Raw genomic sequence first — 19,313 nt, 5'->3', positions numbered from 1 at the left:
TCCGTGTTGTTCTCAGCACAGTACGTGACCAGCGGACGGCAGGGCAGGCACCATGGAGCGAAGCGAACCCCCCGGCGGCCACCGGGCAGTGAACTCCCCGCAGGAGGAGGCGCGGCCCTGCGAGGACCGCGCCTGGTTCCGCACGGTGATCAACCGGGCCGCGGGGGACCCGGAGCCGCGGGCGGACCTGGAGGCGCTCTTCGGCGCACCTCTGCGCCGCACGCACCTGCCGGCGACGTCCGGCGCCGGCCGACACCTGCGGAGCGTGTGACATGTGGGCGGTCGGCGAGGTGGCGCAGGACCGGAAGAGCGGGAAGACCGGCGAGATCATCCAGGTGACGGGGCCCGCACCGGTCATCTACCGGCTGATGCTGCACGAGGGCACCCCGCCCATCGTCGTCTACCGGTACGGCGACCAGTTGCGGCGCGTGCCGGCTTCCGCGCGTCAGCCGGAGGAACGAACGTTTCCTCCTCCCGCACCGTCGTCGTCCTGAGCGAGGCCGTCCGGACCTCGGCGGCCCGTGCGCACCGCGCGTCATACCCGAGAGGGACACCGCGGGTGCGCTCCGCGGAGGGACGTGCGTGCGGGGGCGGGATTCCTAGCGTCGGCCGGGCATCCGGTCCCCGCACGGAAGGCTCCGTCGGCCTGCTGGGCCGTCTTTCACCGGTACGAGCGGGGGCGGCGGCCCCGGAGCGCCAGCACGGTGGTGGCCGCGGGCTCACCGGCCGGTTCGGCGACGACGGGGCGTGTCTAGGGTGACGATGATGACGGGGGTGACGGGGGTGAGGCGATGAGGGACAGGGTGCGGGGCCTGGGGAAGGGCGTGCGGAACCTGCCTCGCGCGCTGCGCGAGGACCTGTTCGGCTGGGGCGGCAGTCCGCGAGGGCGGACGGGGGCGGGCGCCGGAAGCGTGAACGGCACCGGGCGCGTGAGCGGCTGGCTGATCTGGCGGCCGATCGTCGTCCTCGTCACGTCGATGGCCGCCTTGGTCATCGCCATCTTCCACATCAACATGCTCACCGGCGGCCCCTTCCGGGTCTTCGGCGCTGCGGACGCGGTGCTGTTCGGGGGTGCGCAGGCGGCCGCGCTGGTGCTGGCCGTCTTCAGGCCGGTGCTGGCCTGGTGGGTGGTGACCGTCACCATGGCGGTCATCGCACTGGCCACCGGTCACGCACCGCCCCCGTATCTGCGGCAGTCCCCGTGGACGGTGCCGGAAGTGGTCTGCCAGGCAGGGGTACTGCTGCTGCTCGCGCTGCGCAGGCGCCCCCGGGCGGCCCTGGGGGCACTGCTGCTGACGGTGCTGAGCGGTGTGCTGTGTGCCCTGGCCACCGGGCAGTTGCGGCCACCCACGGCCCGTGACTTCCCCGTGGACGTCCTCGTGCTGACGCTGGCCGTGGTGGTCGGCAGCGCCCTGCACGGCCGCCAGGCGGCCCGCACCGAACTCGTCGTCCAGGAGGAGCGGACGGCCGAGGAGCGCACCCGGCGCACCCTGCTGGAGGAGCGCAACCGCATCGCGCGTGAGCTGCACGACGTGGTCGCCCACCACATGTCCGTCATCTCCATCCAGGCGCAGGCCGCGCCGCATCTGACGGAGAACCCCTCCGAGGAGCTGCGGGAGTCGCTGGCCGGGATCCGGCAGAACGCCGTGGAGGCGCTGGCCGAACTGCGCCGGGTGCTGGGCGTCCTGCGTTCCGAGGACGCGCTCACGGACCGGCACACGCCGCAGCCCACCCTGGAGCGGCTGCCGGAGCTGGTCGCCAACGTCCGGACCGCAGGACTCACCGTGACCACCCGGATCAGCGGCGAGCCCCGTCCGCTGCCTCCCGGCGTGGAGGTGTCGGTCTACCGCATCGTGCAGGAGGCGCTCAGCAATGTGCTGCGGCACGCGCCGGGGGCCGAGGCGGAGGTGGAGATCGGCTACCGCCCCACGGAGGTGACCGTGCGGGTGGCCGACGGCGGGCCGGCGCCGGGCAGGACCGCACCGGCCGCAGCCGCTCCGGCAGCGCCCGGCGCGGGTCACGGGTTGCCGGGAATGCGCGAACGGGCCGCGATGCTGGACGGCACGTTGCGGGCCGGGGCGACGCCGGACGGCGGCTGGCGGGTGGTGGCGGCGCTGCCCCTGCCCTCCCCCGCCGGTGCCGCACCGAGCACCGGGAGCGCCCGGCCCACCGAAATCACCAGGACCGCCGGAACCACCGGAAACGCCGGAACCATCCGAACCGCCGAGACCGCCGAGGATCCATCGTGACCACGACCACGATCCGCGTACTGCTGGCCGACGACCAGAAGATGGTCCGCCAGGGCTTCACCGTGCTGCTGGACGCGGAGCCGGACATCACCGTGGCCGGTCAGGCGGTCGACGGGCTGGAGGCGGTGGAGCGCACCGCGCAACTGGCGCCCGACGTCGTGCTGATGGACGTGCGGATGCCGCGGCTGGGCGGCATCGAGGCGACGCGCCGCATCACCGAGGCGCGCACCGGCGGCGCCGCGGATCCGAAGGTCCTGGTGCTGACCACGTTCGACCTGGACGAGTACGTCTTCGAGGCACTGCGCGCCGGGGCCTCCGGGTTCCTGCTCAAGGACGCCTCGGCGGCCGAACTCGCCGACGCGGTCCGGGTGGTGGCCCGCGGGGAGGCGCTGCTCGCGCCGAACCTGACCAAACTGCTGATCGAGAAGTTCGCCGGGATGCCGGACGGGCCGGGCGGGGCCCGGCTCAAGGAGCGGGTCGCCGATCTCACCGAGCGCGAGACGGAGGTGCTCGCACTCGTCGCGCGCGGGCTGTCGAACCTGGAGATCGCCGGAGAGCTGGTGGTCGCCGAGCAGACGGTCAAGACCCATGTGAGCCGCGTCCTGGTGAAACTGGGGCTGCGGGACCGCACGCAGGCCGCGGTCTTCGCCTACGAGACGGGGCTGGTGCGGCCGGGCCGCCGTTGAGGCGCCCCGCGGCGCGCGACCGCGGCCCGGTGTGTGGGGCACCGGGCCGCGGAAGGTGGGGGGTGTGCCGGGTCTCGTCGTCACCCGGCCGTGTTGCGGGGTGTCACTCGACGATGTTCAGCAGCAGGTTGGGCGAGCCCTGCCCCGGGTTGCCGACGACATCCGCGGAGGCGCCGTCGGTCAGCGCCTCGGAGACGGCCTCGGGGGTGGCGTCCTTGTGGCCCGAGAGGTAGACCGCCGCGGCGCCCGCGACGTGCGGGGAGGCCATCGAGGTGCCGGAGATGGTGTCGGTGGCGTCGTCGCCGGTGTTCCAGGCTCCGGTGATGTCGACGCCGGGGGCGTACAGGTCGAGCGCGTCGCCGTAGTTGGAGAAGCTCGCCTGTGCGTCCTTGTCGTCGGTCGCACCGACGGTGAGGGCTTCCTCCACCCGGGCGGGAGAGCTGTTCCCGGCGTCCGAGGACTCGTTGCCGGCCGCCACGGCGAAGGTGACGCCCGCCTTGACGGAGTTCCGCACGGCCGTGTCGAGCGCCTCGTCCGCGCCGCCGCCCAGCGACATGTTGGCCACCGAGGGCGACTCGGCGTTCTTGGTGACCCAGTCGATACCGGCGACGACCTGCTCGGTGGTGCCGGAGCCCTGGTCGTCCAGTACCCGGACGGCCACCACGTCGGCCTTCTTCGCCACGCCGTGCGCCTTGCCCGCCACGGTGCTGGCGACGTGGGTGCCGTGGCCGTTGCCGTCCGAGGCGTCGTCGTCGCCGTCGACCGCGTCGAAGCCGCTGGTGGCGCGGCCGCCGAAGTCCTCGTGCGTGGTGCGGACGCCGGTGTCGATGATGTAGGCGGTCACGCCTTCGCCCGCGCTGTCCGGGTAGACGTACTTGTCGTCCAGGTTCGGTTCGGGGGTGTCGATGCGGTCCAGGCCCCAGGAGGGCGGGTTGGCCTGCTCGCCGGTGACGGTGTGCTTCTGGTTGGCGTACACCTTGTCCACCGCCGGGTCGGCTGCCAGCTCCGCGGCCTCGCTCGCCGACATCTTCGCCGAGTAGCCGTTGAGGGCCCTGGTGAAGGTCCTGCGGACCTTGCCGCCGTGCTCGGAGATGACCGAACGGCCCTTGGCCGCAGCCGCTTTGGTGCTCACGGCCGACTTCTTCATGGTGACGATGTAGCTGCCCTCGACGGCCTGCGCCGAGTGCGCGCCGAGGACGGTGCCGTGCGCCGGGGCCTCGGGGGACGCGTTCGCGGGGAGCGCTGTGACGGTGCCGACGGCTGCCGCGGCCACCGCGGCCGAGATGCCGAGGGCGACTTTCCTGCGCGTCACTGCCATGGGGAGGGTTCCTCCTCGTGTGGGGGGTGCGCATGTGGGGTGCGCGATCGGCACGCTAGGGGCGTGGTCACGAACAGGACAAGGGTTCGACGAGCCGCCCGGCCGAAGAGCAATTGCCCAACGGACGGTCATACTCCGCGATTCGGGCGCGGCTCGGATGCCCCCGACTGCGGAAGCCAGCCGAGGCTCGCGGCGCGCATCCCGAGCTGGAACCGGGTGGTCGCCCCCAGCCGCTCCATCAGCCCGTGCAGCCGGCGCTGGAAGGTGCGGTAGCTGATGCCGAGTTGCCGGGCCATCACCTGGTCGGTCATACCGGTGGCCAGCAGGGCCAGCAGCTTGGCCTCCTGCGCGGTCGGGCCGTCCGGGGCACCGGGGCTGCGGCCCGCGAGGTACTCCGAGATCGGCAGCGCCCGCCCCCACAGCACCTCGAAGAAGTCGCACAGCACCTCCAGCAGTCCGGAGGGGTGCACGACGACGCTGCTGGCCAGCTCGTTCGGCGCGGCGCGCAGCGGGATCAGCGCCATGCAGTCGTCGGCGATCAGCATCTTCGTCGGGGTGTCGGCCATCACCCGGGCGTCCTCGCCCAGTTCGGCCGCGGCACCGATGTCCGTGTCGAACCGGTGGGAGGTGGCGAGCCCGTCGGTGTCGTAGATGACCCGGTAGTTGACGCCGCGCCGCAGCATCTGGGCCTGCACCGGCATCATGCCGGTCTTCGGGTCGAGCCGGTCGGGGTCGCTGTTGGCGTAGGGCGGCCGGTCGATGCCCCGGATCTCGGCGCGGGCGCTGCGCTGGAGCTGGTCGACCTGGCGGATGACGGCGGCGCGTCCCGTGACGATCTCCACCAGCTCCAGGGGGTCGCGACCCGCCGCCTGGGCGCGGAACCGCGCGGCGAGGTGCTGGATGTGCCGCCGCGTACGGTGGATCTCCTCCTCGCGGGCGAGCAGCAGCGACTCGAAGGCGATCTCCGGTGCCACCGGCAGATAGCGCTCGGCACCTCTGCTGCCCCGGTCCGCGGGGAAGCGCCCCACCAGGTTGAGTCTCTCCAGCGCGGCGAGCGCGGCCCGCACCCGCGCGGCTCCCACTCCCGCCGCCGCCCGCAACTCGCTGACGGTCACGGCGCCGTCCACCAGTGCCTCGTAGACCTGCTGCTGGACAGGGTCGAGATCAAGAGCCTCCAACATGCTGGGCATCCTGTGCGTGGTGGCGAGTTCACGTCAATGACCGAACGCCGCCACCGCTACGTCATATAAGCAGGAACCCTGCGAATTCCGGCGCGGGGCACCGGCGCATACCCCCTGCGGGCATCCGGCTAAGGTGGTCGCATGCGACCCGTGCCGACCGGCGAGCGCCCGAGCCGCGCCCGCGGCATGCGCGCCCGCGGCATGTGGTGCGGGCGCCTGTTGCTGCTCGCCGCCCTGCTGTCGGGGCTCGTCGGCATGCACACCCTCGGACACTCCGCCGCCGGGACACCGGAGGCCCCGCAGGTCGCCGCGCACCTGACCGCCCCCGCGGTCCACGGCGGGAGTGCGGAAGAGGCCGGGGCCGGTGAGGGAACGGTCTCCCCGGCGCATTCGGCGCAGCCGCCCCGCCTCCAGGGCGGCGCCGCGAACACCGCGGCCCCGCACGGGGATTCCGCGCCCCGGGAGCCGGACCACGGCGGCGGGCACGGGACCGGCACCGACCCGCTCTCCGTCTGCCTGGCCGTACTGGGCGCGTGGACGGCCGCCGCGCTGCCGGGAGCCGCCGTCACCGTCCTGACACCACGCGGCACGGACGGACGGGAGCCCTGCCACGCCGGGATACGGCGCGCACTGCGTCCACTGCCGCCGCCGGGCACCTCGTCGAGACTCGCGCGCCTGTCGGTCCTGCGGATCTGAGCGGGCCCGCACACACACCGCACCGCCCGGCGGGCGGCCGACACCGGCCGTCCCGGGGTGCGGTGTGCGTGCGCCCGCACCCAGGCTCGACACCACACCACGCGAGGTATGCACATGCGTTCCCTTCCCGCCCGCCGGACCGTTCTGGGCGCCGCCGCCCTGGCCGCCACCGGACTGACCGCCGGCTGCGCCGAGCGCGGCCGCCCGGACACCGCCGACGCCGAGGGCACCGGCGGCCACGTCCGGCCGGACGGCCCCGAGGTCCGGGCTGCCGAGGCCCGGCGCCCGCACGGCCGCACCCGCCGGGTGCGGCTCACCGCGACCCGCACCCGGCTCGCGCTGGGCTCCGGCGTCACCGTCCCCACCTGGGCCTACGGAAACCGGATCCCCGGCCAGGAGGTCCGCGCCACCGCGGGCGGCACCCTGGAAGTCACCCTCGCCAACCACCTCCCGGCGGCCACCTCGGTGCACTGGCACGGGCTGGCCCTGCGCAACGACATGGACGGCGTCCCGGGGCTCACCCAGCGGGAGATCCGGCCGGGCGCGGACTTCACCTACCGGTTCGCCGTCCCCGACCCCGGCACCTACTGGTTCCACCCGCACTCCGGCCTCCAGCGGGACCGCGGGCTGTACGCGCCGCTGATCGTCGAGGACCCGAGGGAGCCGCTGCGCTACGACAAGGAGTGGGTGGTCGTCCTGGACGACTGGCTGGACGGCGTGGACGGCGCCACCCCCGAGACCGTCCTGGCCGCACTGCACCGCGGCATGGACCACGGCGGCGGAGCGGACGGCGGCGACGGGGACGGAACCGGCGGACACGGCAGCGGGGACGCACCCGGCATGCCCGGCATGCCCGGCACCGGCAGCCCGGTGCTGGGCGGCGACGCGGGCGACGTGGACTACCCGCACCACCTGGTCAACGGCCGCACCCGGACGGATCCGGAGACCTTCCGCGCGAAGCCGGGCGACCGCATCCGCATCCGCCTGATCAACGCGGGCGGCGACACCGCCTACCGGGTCGCGCTGGGCGGGCACCGGATGACCGTGACCCACACCGACGGCTACCCCGTCGGGCACACCGCCACCGACGCGCTGCTGCTCGGCATGGGTGAGCGCTACGACGTCCTGGTCACCGCGGGAGACGGCGTCTTCCCCCTCACCGCACTGGCCGAGGGCAAGCAGGGGACGGCCCGCGCGCTGCTGCGCACCGCGCCGGGTGCCGCGCCCCCGGCCGCCGCCCGTCCGGAGGAGCTGTCCGGCACTCCGCTGACCGCGGGGAGGCTGACGGCCGCGGACGCGGTCCGGCTCGCTCCCCGCAAGCCGGACCGGACCGTCACCCTGCGGCTGACGGGCTCCATGGCGCGGTACGACTGGGGCATCGGCGGCCGACAGTACGACCCGCGGCGGCGGCACCCCGTGACGGCGGGCGAGCGGGTGCGGCTGCGTTTCGTGAACACCACCGGCATGTGGCACCCGATGCATCTGCACGGCCACACCTTCGCGCTGCCGGACGGCGGCCCCCGCAAGGACACCGCGATCGTGCTGCCGGGCAGGACGCTGGAGGTGGACTTCGACGCCGACAACCCAGGGCTGTGGCTGGTGCACTGCCACAACGTCTACCACAGCGGGTCGGGGATGATGACGGTGCTCGGCTACCGCGGGTAGCCACTCGGTGCGGTCTTCGTGCCCGCACGGCGCTCCGGAGGCCCGGGCGCCGCGGAGGCGGGTCCCGGATGCGTCCCGGGGCCCGCCCCGGGGCCGGCCGGGGACCCGCACCGGGTGGATACCCCGAGCCATAGCGTCAGCCCGACGATTACACTCGGGTGCGTGGCTCAACTACGTCTCGCCCTGAATCAGATCGACTCCACCGTCGGCGACCTGGAGGGGAACGCCGCCGCGGTCCTCCGCTGGACCCGGCACTCCGTCGAACGGGGCGCCCACCTGGTCGCGTTCCCGGAGATGATGCTGACCGGCTACCCGGTCGAGGACCTGGCGCTGCGCGGTTCCTTCGTGGAGGCGAGCCGCACCGCCGTGCGGGAGCTCGCCCGGCGACTGGCCGACGAGGGGCTCGGCGAGGTGCCGGTCGTCGTCGGCTATCTGGACCGCTGCGCGCAGGCCCGGCCGCACTACGGCCAGCCCGCGGGTGCTCCGCAGAACGCGGCCGCCGTGCTGCACCGGGGCGAGGTCGTGCTGACCTTCGCCAAGCACCACCTGCCGAACTACGGGGTCTTCGACGAGTTCCGGTACTTCGTGCCGGGCGACACCATGCCGGTCGTCCGGGTGCACGGCGTCGATGTCGCGCTCGCCATCTGCGAGGACCTGTGGCAGGAGGGCGGCCGGGTCCCGGCGGCGCGCAGCGCGGGGGCCGGGCTGCTGCTGTCGATCAACGCCTCGCCCTACGAGCGGGACAAGGACGACACCCGGCTGGAACTGGTGCGCAAGCGGGCGCAGGAGGCGGGCTGCACCACCGCCTACCTCGCGGAGGTCGGCGGCCAGGACGAACTGGTCTTCGACGGCGACTCGATCGTGGTGGCCGCGGACGGCCAGGTGCTGGCGCGGGCGCCCCAGTTCGAGGAGCGGTGCGTCGTCCTGGACCTGGAGCTGCCGGCGGCCGCCGCGACCCCGCCGTCGGGCGAGGTGGACGACGGCCTGCGCATCGACCACCGCGTCGTCTCCGCCGAACCGCTGCCCGCCTACCCGCCGGAGGCCGTCGGCAGCGAGGCACCGCGGCTGGCCGACGACGAGGAGATCTACACCGCACTGGTGGTCGGACTGCGCGCGTACGTGGTCAAGAACGGTTTCAGCTCGGTGCTGATCGGGCTCTCCGGCGGCATCGACTCGGCACTGACGGCCGCGATCGCCTGCGACGCGGTCGGAGCCGAGCATGTGTACGGCGTCTCGATGCCCTCGCGCTACTCCTCCGGGCACTCCCGGGAGGACGCGGCGGAGCTCGCGGAGCGCACCGGGCTGCACTTCCGCACGGTCGAGATCGAGCCGATGTTCGCGGCCTACATGGACTCGCTGGGCCTCACCGGGCTCGCGGAGGAGAACCTCCAGGCGCGGCTGCGCGGCACGACGCTGATGGCCCTCTCCAACCAGGAGGGCCCCATCGTGCTGGCCCCGGGGAACAAGTCCGAGCTGGCGGTGGGCTATTCGACGCTGTACGGCGACGCGGTGGGCGCCTATGGTCCGATCAAGGACGTCTACAAGACGAACGTGTTCCGCCTCGCGACGTGGCGCAACCGGGCGGCCGAGGAACGCGGCGACACCCCGCCCATCCCGGAGCGCTCGATCACCAAACCCCCCAGTGCCGAGCTGGCACCCGGACAGGTGGACAGCGACTCGCTGCCCGACTACGACGTGCTCGACCGCGTCCTGAAGCGCTACGTCGACGGCGACCAGGGTGCCGAGGCCATCATCGCGGCGGGCTTCGACGCGGAGACGGTGACCCGGGTGCTGCGGATGACGGACCGGGCCGAGTACAAGCGCCGGCAGTACCCGCCGGGCACGAAGATCTCCCCCAAGGGCTTCGGCAAGGACCGCCGGCTGCCGATCACCAACCGGTGGCGGGAGGGCTGACGGCGCCCCGGAGCAGCCGCCGGCCGCGCAGGAGTCCGGCGGCATCCCGCACCCCGCGCCGGGGGTGCGGGATGCGGGACGGGTGGCCCTAGCCGCCGGAGGGGACCTCCACCGGGGCTTCCTGCGCCCGGGCGACCACCCGCGAGTCGCCGCGGTCCAGTACGCCCGCCGTGACGGCGATGGCGAGTCCGGTCAGCGCGAGCACGGCGCCGACCAGCGTGGGTGACGTCCAGCCCCAGCCCGCGGCGATGACCACACCGCCGAGCCAGGCGCCGCCCGCGTTGGCCAGGTTGAACGCCGAGTGGTTCGAGGCGGAGGCGATCGTGGGCGCGTGCGAGGCCGCCCGCATCACCAGCATCTGGACCGGCGTGGTGATCAGGAAGCCGACCGCGCCCAGCAGCCCGACCAGCAGCAGCGCCGCCCACTTCACCGGCGCCGCGAAGTGGAAGGCCACCATCAGCACGGCCATCAGCCCGAGGGCCGCGTACAGCGTGCGGCGCGGCGCACGGTCGGTCAGCGGCCCGGCGATCAGGGTGCCCAGCGTCATACCGATGCCGAACAGCGCCAGCACCCAGGTGACCGACGTCTCGGCGAGTCCGGTGACCTCCGTCATCATCGAGGCGAGATAGCTGTAGACGGCGAAGACGCCGCCGAAGCCGAAGACGGCGGTCAGCAGTCCCAGGACGACCTGGCGGTTGCCCAGGGCGCGCAGCTCGTGGCGTACACCGCCCTGGTGCTCCAGCGGCATCCGGGGCACGAGCAGCGCCAGGGCCGTCATGGCGAGCAGCCCGATGAGGGTGACGACCACGAAGGTGGCGCGCCAGCCGAGTTGCTGACCGAGCGCGGTGCCACCGGGGACGCCGACGATGTTGGCGACGGTCAGGCCCAGGAACATGGTGGCCACGGCGCGGGCGGCCCGGCCCTCGCGGACGAGCCGGGCCGCGACCACCGCGCCGACACCGAAGAAGGCGCCGTGCGGCAGCCCCGCCAGCAGCCGCCCGGCCAGCAGGGTGCCGAAGCCGGGGGCGAGCGCCGAGGCGAGGTTGCCGAGGGTGAACAGGCCCATGAGCAGCAGCAGCATCAGCTTGCGCGGCACGCGGGCCCCGACGGCGGTCAGCAGCGGGGCGCCGAGGACGACGCCGAGGGCGTAGGCCGACACCAGATATCCGGCGGTCGGTACCGAGGTGCCGAGATCGTCGGCGACGTTCGGCAGCAGGCCCATCATCACGAACTCTGTGGTGCCGATACCGAAGGCGCCCACGGCGAGTGCGAGCAGAGCCACAGGCATGCGGAGAGAACCTTTCGAAGCGTACGGGCCCCGGCCGGGTGCGGCGTTCGCGCGCCGGACAGCGGGGAGTACCGCGCGCCGGGCGGCAGGGCGGCCCGGCGCGGGGATGCGGGATGAAGGGTGTGCGGAGGTGTGGAGGGGAGGAGCGGGCAGCGGCCGGAGGCGGCACTGCCCCCTATGTATTGCTCCGCAACAAAGTCTCGCAGTCGGATGTTCCCCGGTGCAAAACGGCCTGCGCCGCCGGGGCCGCCGGAGCGGGCCCGGCCGGTTCAGTCCGCCAGGTCGATCCTCGCCGCGATCGGCAGGTGGTCGCTGTCCGTCGCCGGGAGCGTCCAGGCCGAGACGGGGTCGGCGCCCTTGAGCATGATCTGGTCGATCCGGGCCATCGGGAAGGAGGCGGGCCAGCTGAACCCGAAGCCGTCCCCCGCGGCGCCCTGCGCGGACCGCATCTGGGAGGTGATGGGCGCGAGCGCGCGGTCGTTCATGGTGCCGTTGAGATCGCCGAGCAGGAGGACCTTGTCCGCCGGATCGTGTGCGATCGCCTCGCCCAGCGCCTCGGCACTGCCGTCCCGCTGCCCGGCGGTGAAGCCGGAGCGGAACTGCACCCGCACCGAGGGCAGATGTGCGGCGTAGACGGCGACCTCGCCCTTCGGGGTGCGCACCGTGGCTCGCATCGCGCGCGGCCAGCCCATCTTGATGTCGACGGTCCTGGCCCCGGAGAGCGGGTACTTGCTCCAGATCCCGACCGTGCCCGCGAGCTCGTGGTACGGGTGGGTGCGGTCGAGGGCCGACCGGTAGGCGCCGGCCTGCGACGAGGAGACCTCCTGCAGCGCGATGACGTCGGCCCCGGAATCGACCAGCGCCTCGGCGGTGCCCCGCGGGTCGGGGTTGCCGGCGTTGACGTTGTGGGTGACGACGGTCAGATCGCCGGCGGCGCCACCGGTCTTGTCGCTGAAGAGACCGCCGAACAGGTTCACCCACATCAGTGCGGGCACCAGCAGCGCGACCAGCGCGGTGGCCGAGCGGCGCAGCACCGCCGCGACCAGCAGCACCACGATCAGCAGGCCGCCCCACGGCAGGAACGTCTCCCACAGCGAACCCAGGTTGCCGACCGCGTTGGGCACCTCGGCGTGCAGGAAGAACGCCAGCCCCAGGAGCAGCGCGACCGCCGCGAGGACCAGGCCGCGCCGCCAGGCGCCCGCCCCCCACCGCCCCGGGGCGCTGCCTCGCGGCAGCCGGCCGGACCAGCGGGACCACCGTCCCCGCCGCTCGCCGCCGTCCTCGTGGTACGTGGCCTCCGACGTGTACGCGCGCGCCATCCGCCGTCCTCACTTGCCTGTGCTGGTGCTCGATGAACGATAGGCGATAACGGTTTTCATCCAGTCGAACCCCGCGGTCCCACCGCCGCTTCCGCCCGATTCCGGTTTCCGGAGTCGAGGGGAGGACGAGGCGCGGAGCGCCGGGAGTTCCGGCAGGCCGGGGCCGGACCGCGACTGTGACACAACCCGGACACCCGGCGGCGGCAGCCGGTCCGCTCCGGCGCGCCCGCAAGCCGGTCACGGCCCGGTCGCAGCGGCGTCCGGGCCGTTGACCACGCCGTCCGGCGGTGCCGCCGGTACGCCCCGGGCCGGCCTCCCGCCCGCCGCGCCGTCCGGCACCCGGCGCCGGGACCGCGGGCGCACCCGGTCGTGATCCGCTGCCGGACGGGTCCCCTACCGGACCGCGGAGGGGCGTGCCAGCATGGACCTGGATCCGGAGACGCCGTTGGGGCGCTTCGAGACGACAACAGGAGTCAATGCCATGCCGCAGACGCTCTACGGGGGCACCCGTAATCGCCGTGTGACCGTGCGCGACCTCGCACTCGCCAAAGAGCGGGGCGAGAAGTGGCCCATGCTCACCGCCTACGACGCGATGACCGCCTCCGTCTTCGACGAGGCCGGTATCCCCGTCGTCCTGGTCGGCGATTCGATGGGCAATTGCCACCTCGGCTACGAGACGACCGTGCCGGTCACCATGGACGAGATGACGATGCTGACGGCCGCCGTGGTGCGGGGCACCAGCCGCGGCCTGATCGTCGCGGACCTGCCGTTCGGCTCGTACCAGGAGGGAGAGGTGCAGGCGCTGCGCAGCGCCACCCGGCTCGTCAAGGAAGCCGGCGCGCAGGCCGTCAAGATCGAGGGCGGGGAGCGCTCGGCCGACCGGATCGGCCTGCTGGCGCGCTCCGGCATCCCCGTGATGGCACACATAGGGCTCACCCCGCAGTCCGTGCACGCCATGGGCTACCGGGTGCAGGGGCGCGGCGAGGAGGCGGCTGCGCAGCTCATGCGGGACGCCAAGGCGGTGCAGGACGCCGGGGCCTTCGCACTCGTCCTGGAGATGGTGCCCGCACCGGTCGCCGCCGAGGTGACCCGGGCCCTGCAGATCCCCACGATCGGCATCGGCGCCGGGAGCGAGTGCGACGCGCAGGTGCTGGTGTGGACCGACATGGCGGGCCTCACCCCCGGCAAGCTGCCGCGCTTCGTGAAGCAGTACGCCGCGCTGCGCTCGGTGCTGGGCGACGCGGCCCGCGCGTTCGCCGAAGACGTCACCACCGGTGCCTTCCCGGCCGCTGAGCACTCCTACGAGTGAGCCGGACCGGCGCCGCCGCGCACGCGGACGCCCGGTGACGGTGCCCCGCCGCGCAGCGGCCCGCCGGTGACGGCGACAGCCCGCCGACAGCGCTGCCCCGGTGCTGTCGGTGGGCTGTCGGTCGTTTGTCAGTGGCGGCTGTCATATTGGCCGCATGACGCGAGAGAAGACGACGAACGCGGTCGAGGTCCGCGGGCTGGTCAAACACTTCGGGGAGACGAAGGCGGTCGACGGCATCGACCTCGACGTGCGCGAAGGCACCGTGATGGGTGTGCTGGGCCCCAACGGCGCGGGCAAGACGACGCTCGTCCGGATGCTCTCCACCCTGCTGCAGCCCGACGGGGGCACGGCGAAGGTGGCCGGGTACGACGTGGTGCGCCAGCCCCGCGAGCTGCGCCGCACGATAGGTCTGACCGGCCAGTACGCCTCGGTGGACGAGAAGCTGTCGGGCTGGGAGAACCTGTACATGATCGGGCGGCTGCTCGACCTGTCCCGCTCCCAGTCCCGCGAGCGCGCGGACGAACTGCTGGAGCGGTTCTCCCTGACCGAGGCGGCCCGGCGCCCCGTGATGAAGTACAGCGGCGGCATGCGCCGCCGCCTCGACCTGGCGGCCTCCATGATCGGCCGCCCCAAGGTCCTCTACCTGGACGAGCCCACCACCGGTCTCGACCCCCGCACCCGCAACGAGGTCTGGGACGAGGTCAAGAACATCGTGGCCGACGGCAACACCGTCCTGCTCACCACCCAGTACATGGAGGAGGCGGAGCAGCTCGCCGAGGAGCTGACCGTCATCGACCGCGGCCGGATAATCGCCGAGGGCCGGGTGCCCGAGCTGAAGGCGAAGGTCGGGGGCCGCACCCTGGAGGTCCGCCCGGCGGACCCCGGCGAGCTGCAGCGGATGGTCGGCGCGCTGGCCCAGGCCGGGCTGGACGGGCTGGCGGGCGCCACCGCCGACGAGGCGTCGGGCGTGGTCAGCGTCCCGATCGTCAGCGACGAGCAGCTCACCGCCGTGGTCGCGCTGCTGGGCGAGCGCGGCTTCGCGATCGCCGACATCGCCACCCATCTGCCCAGCCTGGACGAGGTGTTCCTCGCCCTCACCGGCCAGAAGGCCACCCATCAGGACGACGACAACGAGCTCGAGGAGGTCGCGGCGTGAGTACCGCCACCGTCAAAGCGCCCCAATCCGGGGAGTCCCCGACCGGGTCCGGGACGGGCAGCGGCTCCGCGCCCGAGAAGCCCGGCACGGTGGAGGGCCGGATCGGGCTGCAGGCCAATCTGCGGCACATCGGCGCGCTCGTGCGGCGCAACGCCCTGCAGATCAAGCAGGACCCCGAGTCGATGATGGACGCGCTGCTGATGCCCATCATCTTCACGCTGCTGTTCGTCTACGTCTTCGGCGGCGCCATCGGCGGGGACGGCGCCAGCGGCGACCGGGACCAGTACGTCCAGTATCTGATCCCCGGCATGATGGGCATGATGGGCATGTCCATCGCCATGGCGGTCGGCACGGGCATCAACGAGGACTTCCGGAAAGGCGTGATGGACCGCTTCCGGTCCATGCCGATCGCCCGCTCCTCGGTGCTCATAGCCAAGTCGGTCGTCGAGATCGGCCGCATGCTGGTCGCCGTGACCGTCCTGCTGACCGTGGGCTTCCTGAACGGCTTCGAGATCAACGGCCACTGGCTGGGGATGCTGGCCGCCATCGGGCTGACCGCGCTGTTCGGCGCCTCGCTGCTGTGGATCTTCATCCTGCTGGGTCTGACGATGAACACGGCGCAGGCCGTGCAGGGCGTCTCGTTCCTGGTGCTGATGCCGCTGCAGTTCGGTTCCTCGGTCTTCGTGCCGCCCGGCACCATGCCCGGCTGGCTCAAGGCGTTCACCGACGTCAATCCGCTCACCCACCTCGCCGACGCGGCGCGCGGGCTGATGCTCGGCCAGGGCGAGGTCGCCAACCCGGTGATGTGGACGGTGATCTGGTCGGTGGGGCTGACGGCCGTCACGGCACCGATCGCCATCACGAAGTTCCGCAAGAAGACCTGACGGTGCCGGGTACCGCAGCCGGCCCTGCCGGAGCGGTTCAGGCCGGCGACTCCGCAGCCGGACAGAACCGGGCGCCGACCGGTCCCGGGCGCGGCGCGCCCGGGACCGCGGCGCTCCGGTTCAGGCGTCGCGCACCAGGTCGACAGCTTCCGCCAGGGTGAGGCCGGCGCCGGAGGCGTACGCCCGTGCGTACGCTCCTCCCCCGGGCAGCGCTTCCCGCACGGCCGCTTCGGCGGCCTTCCGCGACGCGCGCTCGACGGGGTGCGGGAAGTGCCCCTCCGGCAGCTTCGAGAGGCCGTCGTAGGCACCGACCAGGCGCCCGCCCTCGGTGCCCCGGCCGAGCAGCGCCAGGGCCCGTGCGGCGGTCAGGAACTGGCTCAGCGTCAGGTGCGGGGCGATGGCCTCCGCCACCACCTCGCGGGTCTTGAGGATCGACTCCTGGACGATGGCCAGCGCCTCTTCGCCGTGGCCGTCCTCGACATACGTCCAGGCCAGCACGCCCTCGATCATCCCCGCGAAGAGCTGCGGGATCCGCTCGGCGAACTGGTCGACCAGCGGGATCAGCAGCGCCCGCGCCGATGTGGTCCGGCCCAGCCGGGTGAGATGGATGGCCCACTGCACAGCTGCGAAGTTGGGGCCTTCGCCGCCCATGTGCTCCGACTCCTCGGTGGCCTCCTCCATCAGCCGCTCGCCCTCGGCCACCTGCGCCGGGTCGTCCAGCTCCACCAGCACCGATCCCAGCCGGGACTTGAGCTGCGGCACCTGGCTGTGGGCGCCCAGCTGGTCGGCCCGGGCGATGGCGTGCCGGCAGTCCTCGGCGGCGCGCGCGAACTCCCCCCGGGCGGTGAGCGCTTCGGCGCGGCCCGAGAGCGCCTCGGCCTCCCCCCAGGCGTCCCCGACCCGGCGGAAGATCTCCAGGCTCTCCGCCGCGTCCGCGGTCGACCGGTCCCAGCTCTCGGGGTGGTCGCTGGTGAGTTTGGCGCGGAGCTGGAGGGCGAAGGCCAGCTCCCACTCGTAGCCCAGTTCGCGGCAGCCCGCCACGAAGGCGTCGGACAGCTCCGCGAGCTTGCCCACCTCACCGATCATCATCCAGGCGAAGAACCACATGCAGCCCGGGATACGGCACACCTGCGGCATCCCCGGCGAGTAGACCCGGGTGATGGTGCGCAGCTCCGCCTGCCGCTGCGGGCTCGCCAGCTCCCGCACGCCCTCCTCCGCGTCCGCCAGCACCATCAGCCGCGCCCCGCGCCGGGCCTCCCAGAGCTGCTCCTCGCTCATGGGCGGCGGCTTGGCGGTGCACGGCTCGTACAGCGGCGGTGCGGGGCGGGCCGGGGCGGCGAAGGGGTCGGGGCCGAGGGCCAGCGCGGCGTCCCCCCAGTGGCGGGCGTCGCCGCGGTGGCCGCGCAGCTGCCAGAACCAGCTCATCGACAGGATCATGCACAGCGCCTCGTGCTCGTCCCGGGCGGCGACGGCCCGGCGCAGTGCGGCGCGGATGTTGTCGTGCTCGCGCTCCAGCCGGTCCAGCCAGGTGACCTGCTGGGGCCCGCGCAGCAGCGGATCGGCGTTGCGGGCCAGCTCGCGGTAGACGACCAGATGGCGGCGCTCGGCGTGCTCCCGTTCGCCCGGCACCGCGTCCAGCTTCTCGGCGGCGTACTCGGCGACGGTCTCCAGCAGCCGGTAGCGCATCCCGGCCGCGTCGTCGGGGGCGGCCACCACCAGCGACTTGTCGACAAGGGAACTGAGCAGCGCGGCGATGTCCTCGTCCGTCCGCTCGGCCAGATCCGCGCACACCTCCTCGACCTGCTCCAGCCGGCAGCCGCCCACGAAGACCGACAGCCGCCGCAGCACAGCCCGCTCCGCCGCGTCCAGCAGCTCCCACGACCAGTCGACCACCGCGCGCAGCGTCTGCTGACGCGGCAGCACCGTCCGACTGCCGCTGTTGAGCAGCCGGAACCGCTGGTCGAGACGGCGGGCGAGCTGCCCGGGGGCGAGCGAGCGCAGCCGGGCCGCCGCCAGCTCGATCGCCAGCGGCAGCCCGTCCAGCCGGCGGCAGATCTCGGCACACGCCTCCGGATCGTCCTCGACCCGGAACCCGGGACGCGCGGAGGCGCCCCGTTCGGCCAGCAGCCGCAGCGCCACCGGGTCCGGCAACGGCTCGACCGGGCGGACGAACTCACCGGGCACACCGAGCGGTTCGCGGCTGGTGGCCAGCACGCTGACCCCCGGGCACTCCACCAGCAGCCGCTCCACCACCCGCGCCGCCGCCCCGACGAGATGCTCGCAGTTGTCCAGCACCAGCAGCATCCGGCGGGCCGCGCAGCGTTCGGACAGCTGGGCCAGCGGATCTCCCACCGTCGGGTCGGAGGCCGCCCGCAGCCCCTCTGCGGTGGTACCGGTCAGCAGGGTCTCGCGCCCGCCGAGCGCGGTGAGCACGGCCTCCGCCGTCGCCCCCTGGTCCTCCGGGTCGCGTACGGCGGCGAGTTCGGCCACCCACACACCGTCCGCCCACTCCTCGCCGCGCTCCGCGCGGGCCCGCGCCGCCGCCTCCAAGGACAGCCGGGTCTTGCCCGCCCCACCGGGCCCGGTCAGCGTCACCAACCGCGCCGCACCCAGCTCCCGGGACAGCGCCTCGATCTCAGCGTCCCGGCCGACGAACGAGGTGAGACCGGCCCGCAGATTCCCCGGCGCCCGCCGGGACGGCCGTCCCGCTGCGGGCCCGGCGGAGCGCTCCGGGACGGCCGCCGGAGGCTCGTCGGCCAGCAAGCGGGCGTGCAGTTCCCGGAGTTCGGCGCCCGGATCGGTTCCCAGCCGGTCGGCGAGCCGGGCGCGGACCACCTCGTAGGCGGCCAGCGCCTCGGCGGTGCGGCCCGCGTCGCGCAGCGCGCGCAGCAGGACCGCCTGCAGCGGTTCGTCGATCGGGTGCTCGGCGGCCAACTGCCGCACCGAGGGCAGCACTTCCTCGGCCCGGCCGAGGGCGAGCGCCGCCTCGGCCCGGTGCCGACGGGCGCCCAGCGCGCGGTCGGCGGCGCGGACACCGGCGGCCCCTCCCCCGTCGGGCAGGTCGGTCAGCGCGGGGCCGCGCCACAGGGCGAGGGCGTCGTCCAGAAGGTCGACGGCCTTGGCCGGGTCGTCGTCCGCGAGCGCGGCGGCCCCCTCCGAGGCCAGCCGCTCGAAGCGGTACAGGTCGATGTCGTCGCGGTCGGCCACCAGCCGGTAGCCGCCCTCCCCGGAGCCCACCGCCTCCCGGCCCAGGGACCTGCGCAGCCGTCCGACGAGTGCCTGGAGCGCCGCCGTCTCGTCGGCCGGCGGGTCCTCGTCCTCCCCCCACACGGATGCGGCGAGTTCACCGGAGCGCACCGTGCGGCCCCCCGCGAGAGCGAGCGCGGTCAGCAGAGCGCGCAGCCGCGCTCCCCCGATCGGCACGGCGGTGCCGTCCTGGCGGAGGGCCTGGGTGGTTCCCAGAACGCGATAGAGGTAGCGCACCCTCACATACTGCCATCGGCCGTGCGGCACCCGGTGGGCAGACGGCCGACGCGGACCGCTCCCGGCCTTCCGGGGAACCGGGAGCGATTTCCGGGGGCGGTGGGAGATCCGGGGGCCGGAGCGCGGACGCGATGCGGACAGCGGGCCGCAGGGGGCGTGCGCGGG

Annotated in this window: 15 protein-coding genes; 10 read left to right on the top strand and 5 right to left on the bottom strand. The window is 73.7% G+C overall.

Annotation, left to right across the window (positions count from 1 at the left end; translation table 11 throughout):
* Window positions 1-52: 52 nt before the first annotated feature.
* The 4 genes from A949_RS0124485 (at window position 53) to A949_RS0124470 (ending at window position 2,935) form a co-directional block, all read left to right on the top strand.
* Entirely contained in the window at window positions 53-271 is a 219-nt protein-coding gene (locus tag A949_RS0124485) for a hypothetical protein (protein WP_051019615.1), read from the top strand.
* Window position 272: 1 nt separating this feature from the next.
* Complete coding sequence (locus tag A949_RS0124480) at window positions 273-494, top strand: hypothetical protein (protein ID WP_019358680.1); 222 nt, start codon at window positions 273-275, stop codon at window positions 492-494.
* 297 nt (window positions 495-791) lie between these two features.
* Window positions 792-2,249, top strand: coding sequence for a sensor histidine kinase (locus A949_RS34390; RefSeq protein WP_237735894.1), 1,458 nt, complete (start codon window positions 792-794; stop codon window positions 2,247-2,249).
* Window positions 2,246-2,935, top strand: a complete 690-nt coding sequence (locus tag A949_RS0124470) for a response regulator (protein WP_019358678.1) — start codon at window positions 2,246-2,248, stop codon at window positions 2,933-2,935. Before A949_RS34390 ends, A949_RS0124470 begins: the two co-directional genes overlap by 4 nt.
* Before the next feature lie 103 nt (window positions 2,936-3,038).
* Here A949_RS0124470 and A949_RS0124465 read toward each other — a convergent pair whose 3' ends face one another.
* On the bottom strand, window positions 3,039-4,253 hold the full coding sequence (locus A949_RS0124465; RefSeq protein ID WP_019358677.1) for a S8 family peptidase: 1,215 nt from the start codon (window positions 4,251-4,253) through the stop codon (window positions 3,039-3,041).
* 128 nt (window positions 4,254-4,381) lie between these two features.
* Window positions 4,382-5,434 carry a helix-turn-helix domain-containing protein gene (locus A949_RS34385; RefSeq protein ID WP_019358676.1) on the bottom strand — a complete coding sequence of 351 codons (1,053 nt, stop codon included), beginning with the start codon at window positions 5,432-5,434 and terminating at the stop codon, window positions 4,382-4,384.
* 141 nt (window positions 5,435-5,575) lie between these two features.
* Here A949_RS34385 and A949_RS0124455 point away from each other — a divergent pair, with 141 nt between their 5' ends.
* From A949_RS0124455 to A949_RS0124445, 3 genes are all read left to right on the top strand, one after another.
* On the top strand, window positions 5,576-6,130 hold the full coding sequence (locus A949_RS0124455) for a hypothetical protein (RefSeq protein WP_019358675.1): 555 nt from the start codon (window positions 5,576-5,578) through the stop codon (window positions 6,128-6,130).
* Window positions 6,131-6,244: 114 nt separating this feature from the next.
* Window positions 6,245-7,795 carry a multicopper oxidase family protein gene (locus tag A949_RS0124450; RefSeq protein ID WP_019358674.1) on the top strand — a complete coding sequence of 517 codons (1,551 nt, stop codon included), beginning with the start codon at window positions 6,245-6,247 and terminating at the stop codon, window positions 7,793-7,795.
* A 162-nt stretch (window positions 7,796-7,957) separates the two neighbouring features.
* A complete protein-coding gene (locus tag A949_RS0124445) occupies window positions 7,958-9,709 on the top strand; it encodes an NAD+ synthase (protein ID WP_019358673.1) in 1,752 nt (583 codons plus the stop codon).
* Window positions 9,710-9,797: 88 nt separating this feature from the next.
* Here the strand turns inward: A949_RS0124445 and A949_RS0124440 are convergent, their stop codons facing one another.
* Window positions 9,798-10,997, bottom strand: a complete 1,200-nt coding sequence (locus A949_RS0124440) for an MFS transporter (protein WP_019358672.1) — start codon at window positions 10,995-10,997, stop codon at window positions 9,798-9,800.
* Window positions 10,998-11,266: 269 nt separating this feature from the next.
* Window positions 11,267-12,316: an endonuclease/exonuclease/phosphatase family protein gene (locus A949_RS0124435; protein ID WP_019358671.1), complete on the bottom strand. Its 1,050-nt coding sequence runs from the start codon at window positions 12,314-12,316 to the stop codon at window positions 11,267-11,269.
* A gap of 481 nt (window positions 12,317-12,797) precedes the next feature.
* Between A949_RS0124435 and panB the strand changes: the two genes are divergently transcribed.
* The 3 genes from panB (at window position 12,798) to A949_RS0124420 (ending at window position 15,665) form a co-directional block, all read left to right on the top strand.
* The gene (gene panB / locus A949_RS0124430; RefSeq protein ID WP_019358670.1) at window positions 12,798-13,625 is read left to right on the top strand and encodes a 3-methyl-2-oxobutanoate hydroxymethyltransferase; all 828 of its coding nucleotides are present in this window, start codon (window positions 12,798-12,800) and stop codon (window positions 13,623-13,625) included.
* 154 nt (window positions 13,626-13,779) lie between these two features.
* Window positions 13,780-14,781, top strand: a complete 1,002-nt coding sequence (locus tag A949_RS0124425; protein WP_019358669.1) for an ATP-binding cassette domain-containing protein — start codon at window positions 13,780-13,782, stop codon at window positions 14,779-14,781.
* Window positions 14,778-15,665, top strand: a complete 888-nt coding sequence (locus A949_RS0124420) for an ABC transporter permease (protein WP_019358668.1) — start codon at window positions 14,778-14,780, stop codon at window positions 15,663-15,665. The genes A949_RS0124425 and A949_RS0124420 overlap by 4 nt, the downstream gene beginning before the upstream one ends.
* Window positions 15,666-15,785: 120 nt before the next feature.
* Here the strand turns inward: A949_RS0124420 and A949_RS0124415 are convergent, their stop codons facing one another.
* A complete protein-coding gene (locus A949_RS0124415) occupies window positions 15,786-19,148 on the bottom strand; it encodes an AfsR/SARP family transcriptional regulator (RefSeq protein WP_037707521.1) in 3,363 nt (1,120 codons plus the stop codon).
* Window positions 19,149-19,313: the final 165 nt, after the last annotated feature.

The sequence above is a fragment of the Streptomyces sp. AA1529 genome, assembly GCF_000280905.1.
Classification (GTDB): Bacteria; Actinomycetota; Actinomycetes; order Streptomycetales; family Streptomycetaceae; genus Streptomyces.
This window is presented reverse-complemented; position numbering and strand designations above follow the sequence as displayed.